Consider the following 19,154-nt stretch of genomic DNA (forward strand, 5'->3'; position numbering starts at 1 on the left):
TACGTATTTATGATAAAATATAATTCATAATACAACAAGGAAGGGTTTCGTACAATGAATTTAATTAATATTGCATTAGATGGACCAGCAGCAGCTGGTAAAAGTACAATTGCTAAATTAGTAGCAGCTAAGTTAGCAATGATTTACGTAGATACAGGTGCTATGTATCGCGCTATAACATATAAATATTTACAACAAAATAAGCCAGAAGATTTTGCCAAGCTAATTGCATCAACAACATTGTCTTTAACGTATGATGAAGACAAAGGCCAACGCATTATACTTGATGACAATGATGTAACTGATTTCTTACGAGAAAATGATGTTACAAATCATGTATCATATGTTGCTTCAAAAGAGCCTGTAAGAACTTTTGCCGTAAAAAAACAACAAGAACTTGCGAATAACAAAGGTATTGTCATGGATGGGCGAGATATCGGTACTGTCGTTTTACCAAATGCTGATTTAAAAGTTTATATGATTGCTTCTGTAGAGGAACGCGCAGAACGTAGACAAAAAGATAATGAACTAAGAGGCATCGAATCAAATATCGAACAACTAAAAGCTGAAATTGAAGCGCGAGATCATTATGATATGAATCGTGAAATTTCACCATTAAAAAAAGCAGACGATGCACTGACTTTAGATACTACAGGTAAATCTATTGAAACAGTAACTAACGAAATTTTAGAAATGGTCAATAATATTAAATAAATAAGTCAATTAAATTAATTTTCATAGTTGATTTATAGAATTTCGTCTTTTTTTTCAAAATTTTCTTATTCTACGTTTATAATTTAATTAAAATAGGGTACTTAGAAACTATATGTTTCAAAAATTGCAAGAATAGTTTAATTCGTTTTGTTATATACTACTAAAATAATTGATAAATTGTGGAGTTCTAACTTCACTTTTACATAGTTTTTATACAAAACATGGGTTGCTGTGGTATTTCTTGACAATTTGGTTACTTTGTAAGATGTTATAATTATGTAGTGTAATAAGGAGGCAGACAAGATGACTGAAGAATTTAATGAATCAATGATTAATGACATTAAAGAGGGAGATAAAATTACTGGTGAAGTTCAATCATTAGAAGACAAACAAGTGATTGTCCATGTCAATGGCGGTAAATTTAACGGAATTATCCCAATTAGTCAATTATCAACACATCATATCGATAATCCAAGTGATGCGGTAAACGTAGGTGATGAAATTGAAGCATATGTTACGAAAGTCGAATTAGACGACGAAAACGAAACAGGTGCTTACATTTTATCTAAAAGACAACTAGAAACAGAGAAATCTTATGACTATTTACAAGAAAAACTAGATAGTAATGAAACTATTGAAGCTAAAGTTACCGAAGTAGTTAAAGGCGGTTTAGTAGTAGATGTTGGACAACGTGGGTTTATTCCTGCTTCATTAATATCAACTGATTTCATTGAGGATTTCTCTCATTTTGATGGACAAGTTCTAGAATTAAAAGTCGAAGAATTAGATCCAAAAAATAATCGTGTCATTCTTAGTCGTAAAGCTGTACAAGAAGTTGAAAATGCTAAAAAGAAAGATCAACTTCTCCAATCACTAACTGAAGGTGATGTCATTGAAGGTAAAGTCGCACGATTAACTAACTTTGGCGCCTTTATTGATATTGGCGGTGTTGACGGTTTAGTGCATGTATCTGAATTAGCACATGAACATGTTAAAACACCTGAAGATGTAGTTGCTATTGGCGACGACGTTAAAGTTAAAATTAAATCTATAGATAAAGATAGTGAACGTATTTCCTTATCTATTAAAGACACTTTACCTAGCCCGTTTGAATCTATCCGTGGCGAATTCAATGAAGGTGATATCATTGAAGGTAAAGTCGTACGCTTAACTAGTTTTGGTGCTTTTGTGGAAATTAAAGCTGGTGTGCAAGGCTTAGTTCACATTTCAGAAATAAGTCACAAACATATCGGTACTCCAGGCGAAGTATTAGAAGCTGGTGACATAGTGAGTGTCAAAGTCCTTGGTGTCGATGTCGAAAATGAACGTATCTCTTTATCAATCAAAGCAACATTACCAAATGAAGATGTTGTCGAAAGTGATGATGAAACGACGAAATCATATTTAGATACAAGTGACGATGAAGAAGACAATCCTACATTAGGAGATGTATTTGGAGATAAATTAAAAGACTTCAAATTTTAAAGTTTTCAATTAAATATTAAACTTAAATCTTGTCCTGATTGACAGAAGGGCAAGATTTATTTTATGTTCAAAATTATAATAATTTCAGAATTTATTAACTTTGTTGATAAAACAATTAATATTAGTAATGTAAGTATATACGTCGTTAAAGGGTATTTATAAAAAACTGCCGAATTAATTTCAGGAAAGTTGTTTCAAAATTTCTTTTTCTTTAGTGATGCCATATGATAGAATTATAGAGATTTAATATAGAGAGGAAGTTAGGTAATGACTAAACCTATAGTAGCAATTGTCGGTAGACCGAATGTCGGTAAATCTACAATTTTTAATAGAGTAGTGGGTGAACGTGTATCTATTGTCGAAGATACTCCAGGTGTTACTCGTGATAGAATTTATTCTACAGGAGAATGGTTAACTCATGACTTCAATATCATTGATACAGGTGGTATTGAAATTGGAGATGCTCCATTCCAAACTCAAATTAGAGCACAAGCAGAAATTGCGATTGATGAAGCAGATGTGATTATTTTCATGGTGAATATTCGCGAAGGTTTAACACAAAGTGATGAAATAGTCGCACAATTATTATATAAATCCAAAAAACCAGTAGTATTAGCAGTCAACAAAGTTGATAATCCGGAAATGCGCAACGAAATTTATGACTTTTATGCATTAGGTTTTGGTGAACCTTATCCAATTTCTGGTTCACATGGCTTAGGATTAGGCGATTTATTAGATGCTGTTGTTACACATTTTAAAGAAGATGTGGAAGATCCTTATGATGAGGATACAATTCGTCTTTCTATAATTGGTAGACCGAATGTCGGTAAATCTAGTTTAGTTAATGCAATTTTAGGTGAAGATCGTGTTATTGTGTCGAATGTTGCTGGTACAACACGTGATGCGGTTGATACAGAATATTCATATGATGATCAAAATTTTGTCCTTATAGATACTGCTGGTATGCGTAAAAAAGGAAAAGTCTATGAATCCACAGAAAAATATTCTGTCTTACGTGCTTTAAAAGCAATAGAACGCTCAAATGTTGTACTCGTAGTCATAGATGCTGAGCAAGGTATTATAGAACAAGATAAACGTGTCGCAGGTTATGCGCACGAAGAAGGAAAAGCCATTGTCATCGTTGTCAATAAGTGGGACACTGTTGATAAAGAAACGAATACAATGAAAAAATTTAAAGATGAAGTGCGAAAAGAGTTTCAATTCTTAGATTATGCCGAAATCGCGTTCGTCTCTGCAAAAGAACGCCAACGATTAAAAACGTTATTCCCATATATCAAAGAAGCAAGTGAAAATCATAAAAAACGTGTCAAAAGTTCAACACTTAATGAAGTGGTTACAGATGCAATTTCTATGAATCCTACTCCAACCGATAAAGGACGTAGATTAAATGTATTTTATGCTACTCAAGTAGCTATAGAGCCGCCAACTTTTATTATTTTTGTTAACGATGTAGAATTAATGCATTTTTCGTATAAACGTTATTTAGAAAATCAAATTCGTGATGCATTTGGTTTTGAGGGCACACCAGTGCACATCTTACCTAGAAAAAGAAATTAAATCGGGGGGATTTACTTATGGTACAAGTTACCGTATATGGAACTGGAAGTTTTGGTACTGCATTAGCTAACGTTTTAGCTGAAAATGGACATGATGTCTTAATGTGGGGAAAAAATAATGAAACAATTGAACAAATAAATTCGCAACATGTAAATACCAAATATTTAAAAAATGCAGAATTAAACCACCAAATAAAAGCAACTAACGATCTAACGCAAGCAGTTACATTTGCAGACGTATATTTAATTGCCCTACCTACTAAAGCAATTAGAGAGGTTTTAGGACAAATCGATGCGTTAATCACTAATAAGAAGATTTTTATCCATGTTGCTAAAGGGATTGAAAACAATACCTTTAAACGTGTTTCAGAAATGATAGAAGATACAATTTCGTCAGAACATAATGATGGCATTGGCGTTTTATCTGGACCTAGCCATGCCGAAGAAGTTGTCATCAAACAACCAACTACAGTAGCAGCTTCTTCCAATAGTGAAACTATTAGTAAATTAATTCAAGATTTATTTATGAATGATTATTTACGTGTGTATACAAATAGTGATTTAATCGGTGTAGAACTCGGTGGCGCCTTAAAAAATGTCATTGCTGTTGCCAGTGGCGTAATAGCAGGTATGGGCTTTGGTGACAATGCCAAAGCAGCTCTTATGACTCGTGGTCTCGCAGAAATTAGTCGATTAGGCGAAACATTAGGTGCAGACCCAATGACTTTTTTAGGTTTAGGTGGCATTGGTGATTTAATAGTTACATGTACATCTACCCATTCAAGAAACTATACTTTAGGTTATAAACTAGGCGAAGGTAAATCTTTAGATACAGCACTTGATGAAATGAATATGGTAGTAGAAGGTGTCTATACAACAAAATCTGTTTATCAATTATCTAAAAAGTATAATGTCGACATGCCTATTACCGAAGCTTTATACAATGTGTTGTTTGAAAATACACCTGTTGAAGAAAGTGTTAAGTACTTAATGGAGCGTGGAAAAAAAGCCGAATAACGAAGTAATTTTACACTATTAAGAAAATAGATTACTTTTTCAAATAAAAATCCCTTTAATTCAAGCTTTTTCGTATATAAATCATTGCAGTAGCAATATTTGTTGTGTTAAAGTCATAGCATAATGATATTAAGATATCATTATTAACCCTAGGGGAGGTGAATTCGTAATGAACAAAACTGATTTAATCAACGCTGTTGCAGAACAAGCTGATTTAACTAAAAAAGAAGCAGGTTTAGCTGTGGATGCAGTATTCGAATCAATTCAATCATCACTTTCTAAAGGTGAAAAAGTACAATTAATTGGATTCGGTAACTTTGAGGTACGTGAACGTGCTGCACGTAAAGGACGTAACCCTCAAACTGGTAAAGAAATTGATATCCCTGCAAGCAAAGTTCCAGCATTCAAAGCTGGTAAAGCTTTAAAAGACGCAGTAAAATAATTCTTTACTTTACATCAAAGCCCTTTAATAAAGGGGCTTTTTCTTTTTACATAAATTAATACATATAATATAAAATCAATAAATAAAACGTTATTTTTGTCTAAATATATATAAGTTGTTAACATTGATAAGTTAGAAAGTGCATATTGGGCAACCAACTTTTTGTTTAATGTTATAATAGTTAGGCTGATCATATAGAATAAAAAGTTTTCTTAAATACTTTAGTCATCCTTGATTTTAATTTCTATCATATAATGTTACTATGTATATTGATTATAACGTGAGGTGTGAACATGGAATCAACATATACTATATTAAAAAAACAAATTACACAAAGACTTGCTGATGTACCTTTACATCAACCTATACATATTAATCGCGCATTAAGTGACGTACTTGATTCATATGACATACCTGAAAAAGCGAAACTAGCTTGCCTCACTATTGACACAGCAATGTGTCATTTAGATGCCGTTCCAGGTGATCATCTTTCTAAACAATCCATATTAATTGGTGATTTGTTGAGCGCACATTTTTACACGATTTTAGCTGAACTAAACAACCCTAGTTATCAAGCAAAAATTAGCCAAGCAATCGTTGAAGTAAATGAATTGAAATCTTCTATTCACCATAACCAAATAGATAAACAGCAAATAGAAAAAACTATATTGACCATTGAATGTCTGTTTCCTATTGTGACCATTCAACATTATATTGCTGATGTTAATACGATTGATATTCAAGCAAAAATGTTCAATCATGATGATGCACATTTATCATTCTATTTAAGACAATATTCGAAAGAGGAACAAAATACATTTTTCAAGAATATAAAACAAAATTATATTCATAAAAGAGGTAATTTAAAATGACTGAAAACAATGCTAAAAAAGAACAAGTACATACAGTATTCCAAAATATATCAAATAAGTATGATCGTTTAAACAATATCATAAGTTTTGAGCAACATGTTTTATGGCGTAAACATACGATGAAAGAAATGGCTGTAACTAAAGGAGCAAAAGCATTAGATGTTTGCTGTGGCACAGCTGATTGGACAATTGCTTTAAGCAAAGCAGTCGGCACTACTGGTGAAGTTTATGGCGTCGATTTTAGTGAAAATATGCTCGCAGTGGGCGAAGAAAAAACAAAAGATATAGATAATATCACACTTATTCATGGAGATGCTATGGACTTACCGTTTAATACAAATTCATTTGATTACGTAACTATTGGCTTTGGCTTAAGAAACGTTCCAGATTATTTGGCTACATTAAAAGAATTGAATCGAGTACTAAAACCTGGAGGTATGGTGGTTTGTTTAGAAACAAGTCAGCCGACGTTACCTGTGTTCAAACAATTTTATAAAATGTATTTCAAATTTGTAATGCCAATTTTTGGTAAAATTTTTGCAAAATCTAAAGATGAATACGAATGGTTACAACAATCTACATTTAATTTCCCAGACAAAGAGAAATTACGTCGTTTATTTAATCAAGCTGGTTTCAGCAATATGAAAGTACGTAGCTATACAGGTGGCGTTGCTGCAATGCACCTTGGCTATAAATAATACGAAACAACCAAAGGTGATTAGCGTGGCAAAGTTAAATATAAACAGTGAAATAAAGAAAATTGAACAACGATTACAACTAGCAATCACTAGTAAAGACAAAGTACTCGAAAATGCTGCTTTCCATTTATTGTCTTCTGGGGGTAAACGTGTTAGACCTGCATTTGTTATCTTAAGTAGCCAGTTTGGTGAAGATAGAACTGAGTACACCTACAGAGTTGCAGTAGCGTTGGAACTTATTCACATGGCAACACTAGTCCATGATGATGTAATTGATAAAAGTGATAAACGACGCGGCAGACCTACAATTTCTAAAAAATGGGACCAAAACACAGCAATTTTAACCGGGAATTTTTTGTTAGCACTTGCTTTGGATTATATTTCGTATATTCCTGATAATCATGTACACGCTGTTATCTCTAATGCGATTATAGATGTTTGTAAAGGGGAACTCTTTCAATTTCGAGATCAATTTAATGCTCAACAATCCATAACTAACTATTTACGCCGTATCAATAGAAAAACAGCTCTTTTGATTCAATTATCAACTGAAGTCGGTGCCATTTCTTCTGGAGCAGACGAAGAAACTGTGCGTAAATTAAAGATGATTGGCCATTATATTGGTATGAGTTTCCAAATTGTAGACGACATATTAGATTTTACTAGTACAGAAAAACAATTAGGAAAACCAGTAGGTAGTGATTTGATGAATGGCCATCTCACATTACCAGTTTTACTTGAGATGCGCAGTAACCCAATGTTTAAAGCAAAAATTGAAGCGTTACATAGTGATAGTCCAAGAATAGCTTTTGACGAATGTGTCTCAATTATAAGACACTCTGACAGTATTAAAGTGGCTCAAAACATTAGTGATCAATATTTAAATAAAGCACTAACACTTATTGAGTCCTTACAAAATAAAGAAGCTAAAAGTTTATTTAAAAAATTGATACAAAAAATGAGTAAAAGAAGTATGTAAGTTATGCAAAAACATTGAAAGCGCTTTTACATCCTGTTATTATAGTGTTATGTTGATTATATATCGTATAACATAATTCATGCGGTTAATTTAACAATTATTCAGCGTGATACATAACACAGGGGGATTTACGCACAATGGAAAGAACATTCTTAATGATTAAACCGGACGCGGTACAACGTAATTTAATTGGTGAGATTATTACTCGCCTTGAAAATAAAGGACTTAAATTAGTAGGGGCTAAGTTAATGTCAGTACCAAAATCTTTAGCCGAAACACATTACTCTGAACATGTTGATAAACCATTTTATGGGAGTTTAGTATCGTTTATTACATCTGCGCCAGTATTTGCGATGGTTGTTGAAGGTGAAGATGTTGTAAGTGTATCACGACATATCATTGGTACTACAAACCCAACTGAAGCGGCACCTGGAACAATTAGAGGAGATTTAGGCTTAACAGTAGGTAGAAATATTATCCATGGTTCTGACTCAGTTGAGTCTGCTAAAAGAGAAATTAGTTTATGGTTCAATGAAGACGAGTTGACAGATTATCAACAAACACGTGAACCGTGGATTTATGAATAATATAAATAATTAGTATAAAGGCAGGAATACAATTCAGTATTCTCGCCTTTATTTTTTATGCCTAAAACAGTAATATCATATCCGTTTTATAGCTTTCAATGTTACACTGGAACTAAAATAATCATATCGAGCTAATTATTTATTAAATTTTCTGTTAATATGATTATCTGAATATGGTAAGATAGAAAACATATCATTAATTTAAAGTATTAAAGAACGGAGTGTGCATATATGAGATATTTAACATCAGGCGAATCACATGGCCCACAATTAACGGTGATTATTGAAGGAGTACCTGCTAATTTAACAATTAATGTTGAAGATATAAACGAACAAATGTTTAAACGCCAAGGTGGTTATGGTAGAGGACGTAGAATGCAAATTGAAAAAGATACGGTTGAAATCGTTTCTGGTGTTCGTAATGGTTATACATTAGGGAGCCCTATCACTCTAATCGTCAAAAACGACGATTTTACACATTGGAAAAATATCATGGGTGCAGATCCAATAAGCGAAGAACAGCAAGAAAATATGAAACGTGTTATCACTAAACCTCGTCCGGGGCACGCTGATTTAGTAGGAGGTATGAAGTATAACCACCGCGATTTACGTAATGTGTTAGAACGTTCTTCTGCACGAGAAACTGCAGCACGAGTAGCTGTAGGTGCAGTTTCTAAAATTCTTTTAAAACAATTAAATATTGATTTCTATAGTCGTGTAGTTGAAATTGGTGGCGTTAAAGACCAAGGTCTTTATGACTTAGAAACAATTAAATCTAACGTTGATAAAAATGATGTACGTGTAATCGATGAAAGTATTGCTCAGTCTATGAGAGATAAAATTGATGAAGCGAAAAAAGCAGGAGATACCTTAGGTGGTGTAGTACAAGTTATTGTAGATGGATTACCTGTTGGTATTGGAAGCTATGTACACTATGATCGTAAATTAGATGGCAAAATTGCCCAAGGCGTCGTGAGTATCAATGCATTTAAAGGTGTAAGTTTTGGCGAAGGTTTTGATGCTGCTGAAAAACCAGGCAGTCAAATTCAAGATGAGATATTATATGATGAAACAAATGGATACCACAGAGGCTCTAATCATTTAGGTGGATTAGAAGGGGGCATGTCTAACGGAATGCCTATTATCGTTAACGGTGTAATGAAACCTATTCCTACGTTATACAAACCTTTAAACTCAGTAGATATTAATACTAAAGAGTCTTTCAAAGCTTCTATCGAACGTTCAGACAGTTCAGCTGTACCAGCAGCAAGTGTAGTGGTTGAAAATGTTGTTGCTTTTGAAGTTGCAAAAGCACTATTAGAGGAATTCCAATCTAATCACATTGAGCAATTACAAGCACAAGTTGAAGAACGTCGCGCTTTAAATATCGAATATTAATCACCAAATATTTAACACGCAATTTAATTTTCAAATATCGATTTATAAGATAGGTGAGACTATGAAATTAGAAACAACATATCAATCCAATAATTATCCAATAATTGTTGAGCATAATGCTATACAGCAATTACATCCATTTGTGCAATCCTACAAAGATATTGTGCTCGTAGTTGATGCTAAAGTAGAAGAACAATGGGGCGAGACTTTGGATTTCATTACCTCTGAATATGACGCGCATAAACTTGTTATACCTTCAGGGGAAGCTACGAAAACATTAGCATATTATAATGAAATAATAGAGGAATTACTAAGTAAAAATCTAACACGTAATACTTGTTTACTTGCATTAGGTGGTGGTGCAACAGGTGATTTCACAGGTTTTCTAGCTGCTACATTATTGCGTGGCGTGGATTTCATACAAATCCCAACTACAATTCTAGCGCATGATTCAAGTGTCGGTGGAAAAGTAGGAATTAATTCTAAACATGGTAAAAATTTAATAGGTGCTTTCTACAGACCTAAAGCTGTTATCTATGACTTAAACTTTTTATCAACATTACCGTATAGTGAAATTATTAGTGGTTATGCTGAAGTTTATAAACATGCGCTTTTAAATGATAGTCATGCTGTCCAAACTATAGAACAGCAGTACAACTCAAGACAACGTTTAAGTGACTTAGTAGATATCGAAACTTATATTTACAATGGAATTAATACAAAATTAAATATCATTATTCAAGATGAGAAAGAAAATAATGTCCGTAAACATTTAAATTTAGGTCATACTTTTGGCCATGCAGTAGAATATAAATTCAAAATTCCACACGGTCACGCTATTATGATTGGCTTAATATATCAATTTATAGTATCTAATATTAATTTGAATACAACTTTTGATATTCAACGGTTTATTAATTATCTTCATATTTTAGATTATCCTTTAACATTTATAAGTGACTTTGATTTTGACTCACTATATCAATTGATGTTAAGTGATAAAAAAAATGACGATGCCGGAGTACAAATGGTTTTATTACAAAACTATGGACAACCAATTGTTCAACACGTAGACAAAACCGTTCTCAAACAAGCATTTCACGAATTACAAACATATTTTAAAAAGTAGGTGACCCATTTGAGTAATAAAGAAATAATTGATGTCAATGGCCCTTTAATAGGCGAAATTGAAGTGCCAGGTGACAAATCCATGACACATCGCGGTATCATCTTAGGTTCTCTAGCAAGTGGAACTTCACGCATCTATAAACCTTTATTGGGTGAAGACTGCTTACGAACAGTTGAAATATTCCGTCGCTTAGGTGTTGATATTACTGTTAGTGCAGAAGTCATAACGATAAATTCTCCAGGTTATAAACATTTTGTCACACCACACCAAGTCTTATATACAGGTAATTCTGGAACAACGACAAGATTGGTGGCAGGTTTGTTGTGTGGATTAGGTATAGAAACTGTAATTTCAGGTGACACATCTATAGGTAAGAGACCAATGGATCGTATCATGAAACCATTAAAAATGATGGGAGCAAATATTTCAGGTATTAACGATAATTACACGCCTTTAATTATCAAGCCTGCAACAATAACTGGTATTGATTTCCAAATGGAAGTAGCAAGTGCTCAAGTAAAAAGTGCTATTTTATTTGCAAGTTTGTTTGCAGACAGTGAAACAACGATAAATGAAATCGATATTTCACGTAACCATACCGAAACAATGTTCCGCCATTTTGGAATTCCTATTGACTCACAAGGGACTACAATCAATATCAAACCTCATGCTATTGATCATATACAGCCTGCAGATTTCCATGTACCAGGAGATATTTCTTCAGCAGCTTACTTTATAGTTGCAGGATTAATTACCCCAGGCAGTGATATTACAATTCATAATGTTGGCATAAACGATACTCGTTCAGGTATCATTGATATCGTACAAAAAATGGAAGGCAACATTACTTTGTTTAACAAAACTGATGGGGCAGAACCAACTGCATCAATTCGAGTACAATATACACCTAACTTGAAAGGTGTGCATATCGAAGGTGATTTAGTACCTAAAGCTATTGATGAAATGCCAATCATTGCTTTATTATGTACACAAGCTAACAGTTCAAGTGTGATTAAAGATGCCGAAGAGTTAAAAGTCAAAGAAACCAATCGTATCGACACAACAGCAAATATGTTAAACTTGTTAGGTTTCATGTTACAACCTACAAATGATGGTATGATTATACATCCATCTCAGTTAGAACAAACAGCAACAGTCGATAGTTTTACCGATCACCGAATAGGTATGATGTTGGCCATTGCGTCATTACTTACAACTGAAACATTGCCAATAAATCAATTTGATGCAGTTAATGTTTCTTTCCCAGGATTCTTGCCGAAGTTAAAACAATTAGAAAACGAGGGATAATTAAGATGCAAGATATCTATAAGCTTATTGATGATATCAACTTACAAAAATTAGACAATTTAGAAACACGTGTGAATGATGCACTGAGTTCACCAAATGACGATGCATTATTCATCTTAGGCGAAACTTTATTCAATTTTGGTTTAACACCACAAGCCGTTGAAGTCTTTCGTACTTTGTATCATAAATACCCTGATGAAAGTGAATTACTAATTTATTTAATTGATTGTTTAATCGCAGAAAACCAAACTGACGAAGCGCTTGAATATTTAAGTGAAGTAGGTGTATCTACTGAACGCTTAATGTTAGAAGCGGATTTATATCAACAACTAAACATGTTAGAGGTTGCGATAGATAAACTAACAGAAGCGATTGATTTAGAGCCTAATGATCCTATTATCCATTTTGCTTTAGCAGAACTTCTTTATTTTGATGGCCAATACTTACGTGCTACAGCAGAATATGAAACAGTTCTTGAAACTGGTGAATACGAAATTAATGGTGTTAATTTATTTTCACGCTTAGCTGACTGTAGTTTACAAAGTGGAAACTACAGCGACGCCATCAAAATGTTTGATGAAATGAATGAAGACGAAATGAATTCTGAAGACTTCTTTAAAAAAGCGATTGCTTATGAAAAAAATGATTTAACTCAAGAAGCTATAAAATTGGTACAATCATTACTTTCTAAAGACCCTGATTATTTACAAGGCTACTTTTACTTACAACAATTATATGAACAAGAAAAAAATTATCCAGATGCCATTGAAATTGGTAAAGAAGGGTTACGATTAAGTCAATTTTATAAAGAACTGATGGTTTCAACAGGTACAATTGCGCTTGAACACGGAGATGCAAATGAAGGCGTTGAATTATTACTACAAGCATTAGATGTAGATAATGCCTACCAAGAACCATTGTTAATTTTAAGCGACTTATATCGCAACGAAGAAGATTACGAATCCCTTATTGGGTTGATACAATACGTTGATGAAGAAGATATGGACCCAGTATTTATGTGGCATCTTGCACATGCGTTAGGTAAAGAAGAACGAGATAAAGAAGCTCAACATTTCTTTGCATTAGCATATCCAACTTTAAAAACACAAGTAGACTTTTTAAGTGACTATTATTTTTATTTAATTGAAATCGGCGATATAACTACTGCGAAACAATTACTATTACAGTTAGTTGAATTAGAGCCAAGTAATGATACGTGGCAGGATGAATTAGACAGAATTCAATAAATGAGGTGATTAAAATGACAGACAATTTAAATCAATTGAAAATAGACTTTATTGAATATTTACTATTTCAATATGAGTTTAAATCAAGAATCAGTGTCTGGACTTTAAATTATCTTAAAAGCTCTTTACAACAAGCAGAACGTATTCATTTTGTAGATTCAATCGTAAACAACCACGTTACATTAACACTAGCTACCATTCAATCTAATTCAAACGCCATTACATTACAAACGAATACCCAATTGTACAAAAATAGCAATGAAATTTTTAATTTCATTGCTAATTCTTCGTTTGCAATTGATATTAAAATAGATTTTGGTACGCAATTACGTAGAGAACGTCGTTTAGATGAATTACTGGTAGCGCAATTATTACAATCTCCATACTACATTACCTATTTCAATGATATATATACAATTCCTTTATCAAAGCATAAAGAAAATACGATTATAGCCAATTTGCAAGAAAATATTGATTTAAGTTTGCAAATGAACGATAAAGATCTTTTTTACCAACTAACTCAAATTTTAAATATTTTCAAACATAGAAATCATAATTCAACAATGAGGGATTGATAAGATGCCAATTAATTCACTATTAAATTTAATTACTTACAATAAAAAAATGCTATGGTTAATATTGCTATGTAACATATTAGGTACTTTGTATGGATATATATGGTACGGGGGACAACTAAGTGTAACTGATTGGCAATATAAAATATTTGTTCCTGATAGTCCTACCGCTTCACTTTTTCTTTGTATAGTATTGATTGCTTATTTATTTGATAAAAATCTACCTATTATTGAAGCATTAGCCTTTGTCACACTTATCAAATATGGTATTTGGGCTGTTATAATGAATATCATTATGTTTATTCAATACGATAATATAACTATAGTCGGATGTATGTTAATAATGTCTCATGGTATTATGGCATTAGAAGCTTTCTTATTTTATCGCCGTTTTAAAATTACACTAGTCGGTTTTATTGTTGCTATGATTTGGGCGTTTCACAATGATATTATTGACTATGTCTTTATGCAGTATCCATATTATGATTTTATTGAGTCTCATTTAGCAAGTGTAGCCTATCTTGCTTTTTGGTTATCGGTAATTCCATTACTATTGTATTTGATACGCTTGAAGCAATGTAAAACATTTGACCATTCTTAACGTTCACAGTAAAATGATAAACAAAGGAGTGAATTTTCTTGTCTTTTATTTATATGATAATATATTTTGTTATTTTGATGGTGTTACCACTTTGGGCACAGCATAAAGTAAAATCAAATTATGAAAAATATTCACAAGTAAGATCTACAAGTGGTAAAACTGGTCAGGAAGTTGCATTAGAAATATTACATGCGAACGGTATTTACGATGTTGATGTAGTAGAAGGACAAGGCTTTTTAACTGATCATTATGATCCACGTAAAAAAGTCGTCGTGCTTTCACCAGCTAACTTCAGCAGACCTTCAGTTGCAGGAACTGCAATTGCAGCCCATGAAATTGGACATGCAATCCAGCACGCGCAAGGCTATTTCTTCTTAAGATTTAGAACTGCTTTAGTGCCACTTGCTAATATTGGGAGTTCTATAGGGTATTTAGCTGTTTTTGCAGGTATTATTTTGACAAGTCTGCAAAGTACCTTAGGTTCAACAGCATTATGGATAGGTATTGCATTAATGTCATTCGCAGTTCTCTTTTCTATTATTACGTTACCAGTTGAGTTTAACGCTAGTAAACGAGCTATGCAGCAAATTCAACAATTAGATGTTGTAAATGAAAAAGAATATAAGCATGCCAAAAAAGTATTAACAGCTGCTGCTATGACTTACGTAGCATCTACTGCTGTTGCATTAGCAGAACTTGCTAGATTTATTTTAATTGCACGTTCAAGCGACTAATAATAATATTAAACACCTTTTCGTCAAGAAAAGGTGTTTTCTTATGTCCAATTTTCTTTCTTACTATATAGTTACTAATTACAATAAAGAACATTGCAACATTAATGCATGGCTGTATATTTTAGTCTATACTATATAAGAAATGATTTAAAAGGAGCGATTAATATGAAAACTATGAACACGATGCAACAAGAAGTCGATACCTATATAAGTCAATTTAAAACAGGGTATTTTTCTCCATTAGCCAATTTAGCTCGTTTAACTGAAGAAGTAGGAGAATTATCTCGTGAAATTAATCATCTATACGGAGAAAAGAAAAAGAAAGATAGTGAAGCAGATAATACAATTAAAGCAGAATTAGGTGACAACCTATTCGTATTGCTATGTATTGCTAATTCATTAGATATAGATATGACTGAAAGTTTTAATGAAACATTAGATAAATATAATGGTCGAGATAAAAATAGATTTGAATAATAGAAAGGGTGAATCATCCTAATGAAAATTGGAATTACATGTTATCCATCAATGGGAGGCTCAGGCATCATTGCTACAGAACTTGGTATTATGTTAGCTGAACGTGGTCACGATATCCATTTTATTACTTCAAATATACCATTTCGAATACGTAAACCATTACCAAACATTACATTTCATCAAGTAGAAGTTAATCAATATGCCGTTTTTCAATATGCACCCTATGATATTACTTTAAGTACGAAAATAGCAGAAGTCATTAATGAATATGATTTAGACATTTTACATATGCATTATGCAGTACCGCATGCTGTATGTGGTATCTTAGCAAAACAAATGTCAGGTAAAGATATTAAAATAATGACTACACTGCACGGTACTGATATTACGGTACTTGGCTATGATCATACGTTAAAAAATGCAATCAAGTTTGGTATAGAAGGTAGTGACCTAGTAACGAGTGTGAGTCAATCTTTAGCCAAACAAACTCAAGATATTATTAATACTAATAAACCCATTGTGCCAATCTATAACTTTGTACGTGAACAGGAGTTTCCTACAAAAAGAGATAATCAACTGAAATCCGCTTATGGTATTGCAGATCATGAAAAAGTTATTATTCATGTGTCAAATTTCAGAGCAGTCAAACGGATAGATACTATTATAGAAACGTTTACCAAAATTCATGCTCAACTACCATCAAAATTACTTTTATTAGGCGATGGGCCTGAATTAATGGATATGAAGCAAAAAGCAAAAAGTTTAGGCGTTGAAGATCATGTGCTCTTCTTAGGAAAACAAGATTGGGTCAGTGAATTTTACCAAATGTCGGATTTAGTATTATTGCTCAGTGAGAAAGAAAGTTTCGGTTTAACACTATTAGAAGCAATGAAATCCGGAGTTGTACCAATTGGCTCCAATGCTGGTGGTATAAAAGAAGTCATAAAACATGATGAAACTGGTTTTATTGTAGATGTTGGAGATAGTGATACAGCAAGTGAATACGCCTTGCAATTACTAACAGATCAAAACTTATACAATAAGATGCAAACTGCCATGTTAGCAGATATTGACGCTCGTTTTGCATCCAATTTAATTACAGATCAATATGAAAGCTACTACAAAAAAATGTTAGAGGGAAATCATGAGTAACTTATTATTTGAACAAGCCAAACCCATTCTTCAACATATTAAATCTCAAGGCTACGAAGCTTATTTTGTAGGTGGATCCGTGCGTGATTATTTAATGAACAAAGATATCCATGATATAGATATTACTACAAGTGCGACGCCTGATGAGATCGAATCTATTTTTAGTAAAACTATTCCTATAGGTAAAGCACATGGCACAATTAATGTATTGTATCAGGATGAAGCCTATGAAATAACGACGTTTCGTACTGAAGGTGACTATGATGATCATCGTCGTCCTAATGATGTTGCCTTTGTTCGTGATTTATATGAAGATGTTAAACGTAGAGACTTTACTATGAATGCAATAGCTATGGATGAAAATTATCATGTTATTGATTATTTTCATGGGCAGCAAGATATTGCAGAGCGTATTATTACAACGGTAGGTGAAGCGAGCGAGCGTTTTGAAGAAGATGCTTTACGTATTATTAGAGGATTACGTTTTCAAGCACAGTTAGCATTTCATATTGAAACAAACACATATCGAGCGATGCAACAGCAAATGAGTCACATTTCCTTTTTATCTATTGAACGTATTGTAGTAGAATTAAAAAAACTTGTGCAAGGTCAACACGTTTCAGTAAGCTTTGAAAATATGAAACAACTAAAGGCTTTTACGTATATTCCATTTTTCCAACAATCAAATATGGACTCTATTACAATAATAGAGCCTATATCTTTTAACTTATTTATCGCGATAATCCAAGTTAAACAATCTACAGAACTGTCGTTAGCACAATTAAAAATTAGTAATCAAGAAAAACATACGATTCACGCTCTTAGCCAGTTAATGTCAGAAATAGGTGAATTACAAAGTAAAGCTACATTAAAACGTATCGTCTATGATTATGACATGAAATTATTATTAGAATTAGTAACACATAGAACACTACTTGAAGCGAATCAAATTAAGTTACCTTCGCCACTTATATTTAATAAAGCCACATTAGCTGAAACTGCTAAACAATTGCCAATTGATACACGTAAAGCACTTGCAGTTACTGGCAAAGATCTATTAGCACATTTACAACAACCTAGTGGTCCATGGATGAAAGATATATTAAGAAAGATAGAACTCGCTGTGATACAAGGTGAAGTGAGTAATTGCAAAACTGAAATTTTAGAATGGGTGGATAATAATGTCTAAATATAGCAAAGATGTGATACAAATTTTATATCAACATCACTTAGATTATGTTTCAGGTCAATACATTGCCGAACAATTAAAAATTTCACGTACTTCAGTGAAAAAAATAATGGATCAATTGAAAACTGAAGGTTGTGAAATTGAATCTGTAAACCATAAAGGTCATCGCTTAATAAATCTACCAGACAAATGGTATAGTGGACTTGTATTACCAATTATCGAAGCACAGCAACTATTTGATCATGTAGCGGTTTATGATTCCTTACCTTCAACACAATTAGAAGCGAAACAACAATTAGTAGGGAATAAAGATACCTTTTTAATACTCAGTGATGAGCAAACACAAGGGACAGGTAGGTTTAATCGGCCATGGAATTCTGCAAAACATAAAGGTTTATGGATGTCTGTCGTTTTGAGACCAAATGTCCCGTTTAGTATGATAACTACATTTAATTTGTTTATCGCTTTAGGCATACGTGATGCGATTCAACAATTTAGCAATGAAAAGGTATCAGTGAAGTGGCCCAATGATATTTATATTAAAGACAAAAAAGTATGTGGCTTTTTGACCGAAATGGTAGCGAATAGTGATGGTATTGAAGCGGTTATTTGTGGTATTGGCATCAACATGCACCATGACCACAACGATTTCACTGGTGAGTTAGCAGACAAAGCTACCAGTATCGGTATGCACACAAATGAACAACTTAATCGCTATTACTTTTTACAATCACTAATTAAAAATATAGAATATCGCTACAATCAATTTATTAATAATTCTTTTGACACTATTCGTGATGAGTATATTGCTGCATCGAATATTTGGCATAAACGTTTACGTTTTACAGAAAATAAAGAACAGTTTTATGGTGAAGTAATAGATATTGATAATAATGGCTTTTTACTAGTAACAGATGAAAACAATCAAACGAGAAAATTAATGAGCGCAGACATTGACTTTTAATATCTAAGA

General features: G+C 32.8%; 20 protein-coding genes. All 20 read left to right on the forward strand.

Annotated features, from left to right (window positions below; genetic code table 11):
- The first annotated feature begins 54 nt into the window (after window positions 1-54).
- The 20 genes from cmk to JVU85_RS02095 all read left to right on the forward strand — a co-directional run bounded on the left by cmk (window position 55) and on the right by JVU85_RS02095 (window position 19,145).
- A complete protein-coding gene (gene cmk, locus JVU85_RS02000; protein WP_002511189.1) occupies window positions 55-714 on the forward strand; it encodes a (d)CMP kinase in 660 nt (219 codons plus the stop codon).
- Between the two features lie 303 nt (window positions 715-1,017).
- On the forward strand, window positions 1,018-2,199 hold the full coding sequence (gene rpsA, locus JVU85_RS02005; protein WP_204171453.1) for a 30S ribosomal protein S1: 1,182 nt from the start codon (window positions 1,018-1,020) through the stop codon (window positions 2,197-2,199).
- Between the two features lie 267 nt (window positions 2,200-2,466).
- Window positions 2,467-3,777, forward strand: a complete 1,311-nt coding sequence (gene der, locus JVU85_RS02010; protein WP_002511187.1) for a ribosome biogenesis GTPase Der — start codon at window positions 2,467-2,469, stop codon at window positions 3,775-3,777.
- 17 nt (window positions 3,778-3,794) lie between these two features.
- A complete protein-coding gene (locus JVU85_RS02015) occupies window positions 3,795-4,793 on the forward strand; it encodes an NAD(P)H-dependent glycerol-3-phosphate dehydrogenase (protein ID WP_002511186.1) in 999 nt (332 codons plus the stop codon).
- A gap of 169 nt (window positions 4,794-4,962) precedes the next feature.
- Window positions 4,963-5,235, forward strand: coding sequence for an HU family DNA-binding protein (locus tag JVU85_RS02020; protein WP_002483248.1), 273 nt, complete (start codon window positions 4,963-4,965; stop codon window positions 5,233-5,235).
- Between the two features lie 293 nt (window positions 5,236-5,528).
- Entirely contained in the window at window positions 5,529-6,107 is a 579-nt protein-coding gene (locus JVU85_RS02025) for a heptaprenyl diphosphate synthase component 1 (protein ID WP_021458769.1), read from the forward strand.
- Window positions 6,104-6,805 carry a demethylmenaquinone methyltransferase gene (locus JVU85_RS02030; protein WP_204171454.1) on the forward strand — a complete coding sequence of 234 codons (702 nt, stop codon included), beginning with the start codon at window positions 6,104-6,106 and terminating at the stop codon, window positions 6,803-6,805. The genes JVU85_RS02025 and JVU85_RS02030 overlap by 4 nt, the downstream gene beginning before the upstream one ends.
- A 25-nt stretch (window positions 6,806-6,830) precedes the next feature.
- Entirely contained in the window at window positions 6,831-7,784 is a 954-nt protein-coding gene (locus JVU85_RS02035) for a polyprenyl synthetase family protein (protein ID WP_204171455.1), read from the forward strand.
- 137 nt (window positions 7,785-7,921) lie between these two features.
- Entirely contained in the window at window positions 7,922-8,371 is a 450-nt protein-coding gene (gene ndk / locus JVU85_RS02040; RefSeq protein WP_002511182.1) for a nucleoside-diphosphate kinase, read from the forward strand.
- 231 nt (window positions 8,372-8,602) lie between these two features.
- Window positions 8,603-9,769 carry a chorismate synthase gene (gene aroC, locus JVU85_RS02045; RefSeq protein WP_002511181.1) on the forward strand — a complete coding sequence of 389 codons (1,167 nt, stop codon included), beginning with the start codon at window positions 8,603-8,605 and terminating at the stop codon, window positions 9,767-9,769.
- Between the two features lie 61 nt (window positions 9,770-9,830).
- Entirely contained in the window at window positions 9,831-10,898 is a 1,068-nt protein-coding gene (gene aroB / locus JVU85_RS02050) for a 3-dehydroquinate synthase (RefSeq protein ID WP_204171456.1), read from the forward strand.
- A 9-nt stretch (window positions 10,899-10,907) separates the two neighbouring features.
- A complete protein-coding gene (gene aroA, locus JVU85_RS02055) occupies window positions 10,908-12,206 on the forward strand; it encodes a 3-phosphoshikimate 1-carboxyvinyltransferase (protein WP_204171457.1) in 1,299 nt (432 codons plus the stop codon).
- A gap of 5 nt (window positions 12,207-12,211) precedes the next feature.
- A complete protein-coding gene (locus tag JVU85_RS02060; protein WP_021458773.1) occupies window positions 12,212-13,453 on the forward strand; it encodes a tol-pal system YbgF family protein in 1,242 nt (413 codons plus the stop codon).
- Window positions 13,454-13,467: 14 nt separating this feature from the next.
- Window positions 13,468-14,028, forward strand: coding sequence for a YpiB family protein (locus JVU85_RS02065; protein WP_002511178.1), 561 nt, complete (start codon window positions 13,468-13,470; stop codon window positions 14,026-14,028).
- A gap of 4 nt (window positions 14,029-14,032) precedes the next feature.
- A complete protein-coding gene (locus JVU85_RS02070; RefSeq protein ID WP_002511177.1) occupies window positions 14,033-14,629 on the forward strand; it encodes a DUF1405 domain-containing protein in 597 nt (198 codons plus the stop codon).
- A 38-nt stretch (window positions 14,630-14,667) separates the two neighbouring features.
- Window positions 14,668-15,363, forward strand: a complete 696-nt coding sequence (locus JVU85_RS02075) for a zinc metallopeptidase (protein ID WP_002511176.1) — start codon at window positions 14,668-14,670, stop codon at window positions 15,361-15,363.
- 165 nt (window positions 15,364-15,528) lie between these two features.
- A complete protein-coding gene (locus tag JVU85_RS02080; RefSeq protein ID WP_002511175.1) occupies window positions 15,529-15,840 on the forward strand; it encodes a nucleotide pyrophosphohydrolase in 312 nt (103 codons plus the stop codon).
- 21 nt (window positions 15,841-15,861) lie between these two features.
- Window positions 15,862-16,992 (forward strand): N-acetyl-alpha-D-glucosaminyl L-malate synthase BshA, encoded by a 1,131-nt coding sequence (gene bshA, locus JVU85_RS02085; RefSeq protein ID WP_002511174.1) that lies wholly within the window; start codon window positions 15,862-15,864, stop codon window positions 16,990-16,992.
- A complete protein-coding gene (locus JVU85_RS02090) occupies window positions 16,985-18,181 on the forward strand; it encodes a CCA tRNA nucleotidyltransferase (protein WP_204172061.1) in 1,197 nt (398 codons plus the stop codon). The genes bshA and JVU85_RS02090 overlap by 8 nt, the downstream gene beginning before the upstream one ends.
- On the forward strand, window positions 18,174-19,145 hold the full coding sequence (locus JVU85_RS02095; RefSeq protein ID WP_021458774.1) for a biotin--[acetyl-CoA-carboxylase] ligase: 972 nt from the start codon (window positions 18,174-18,176) through the stop codon (window positions 19,143-19,145). Before JVU85_RS02090 ends, JVU85_RS02095 begins: the two co-directional genes overlap by 8 nt.
- Window positions 19,146-19,154: the final 9 nt, after the last annotated feature.

The organism is Staphylococcus sp. GDY8P72P, from assembly GCF_016890655.1.
In the GTDB taxonomy this organism is placed as follows: Bacteria; Bacillota; Bacilli; order Staphylococcales; family Staphylococcaceae; genus Staphylococcus; species Staphylococcus arlettae.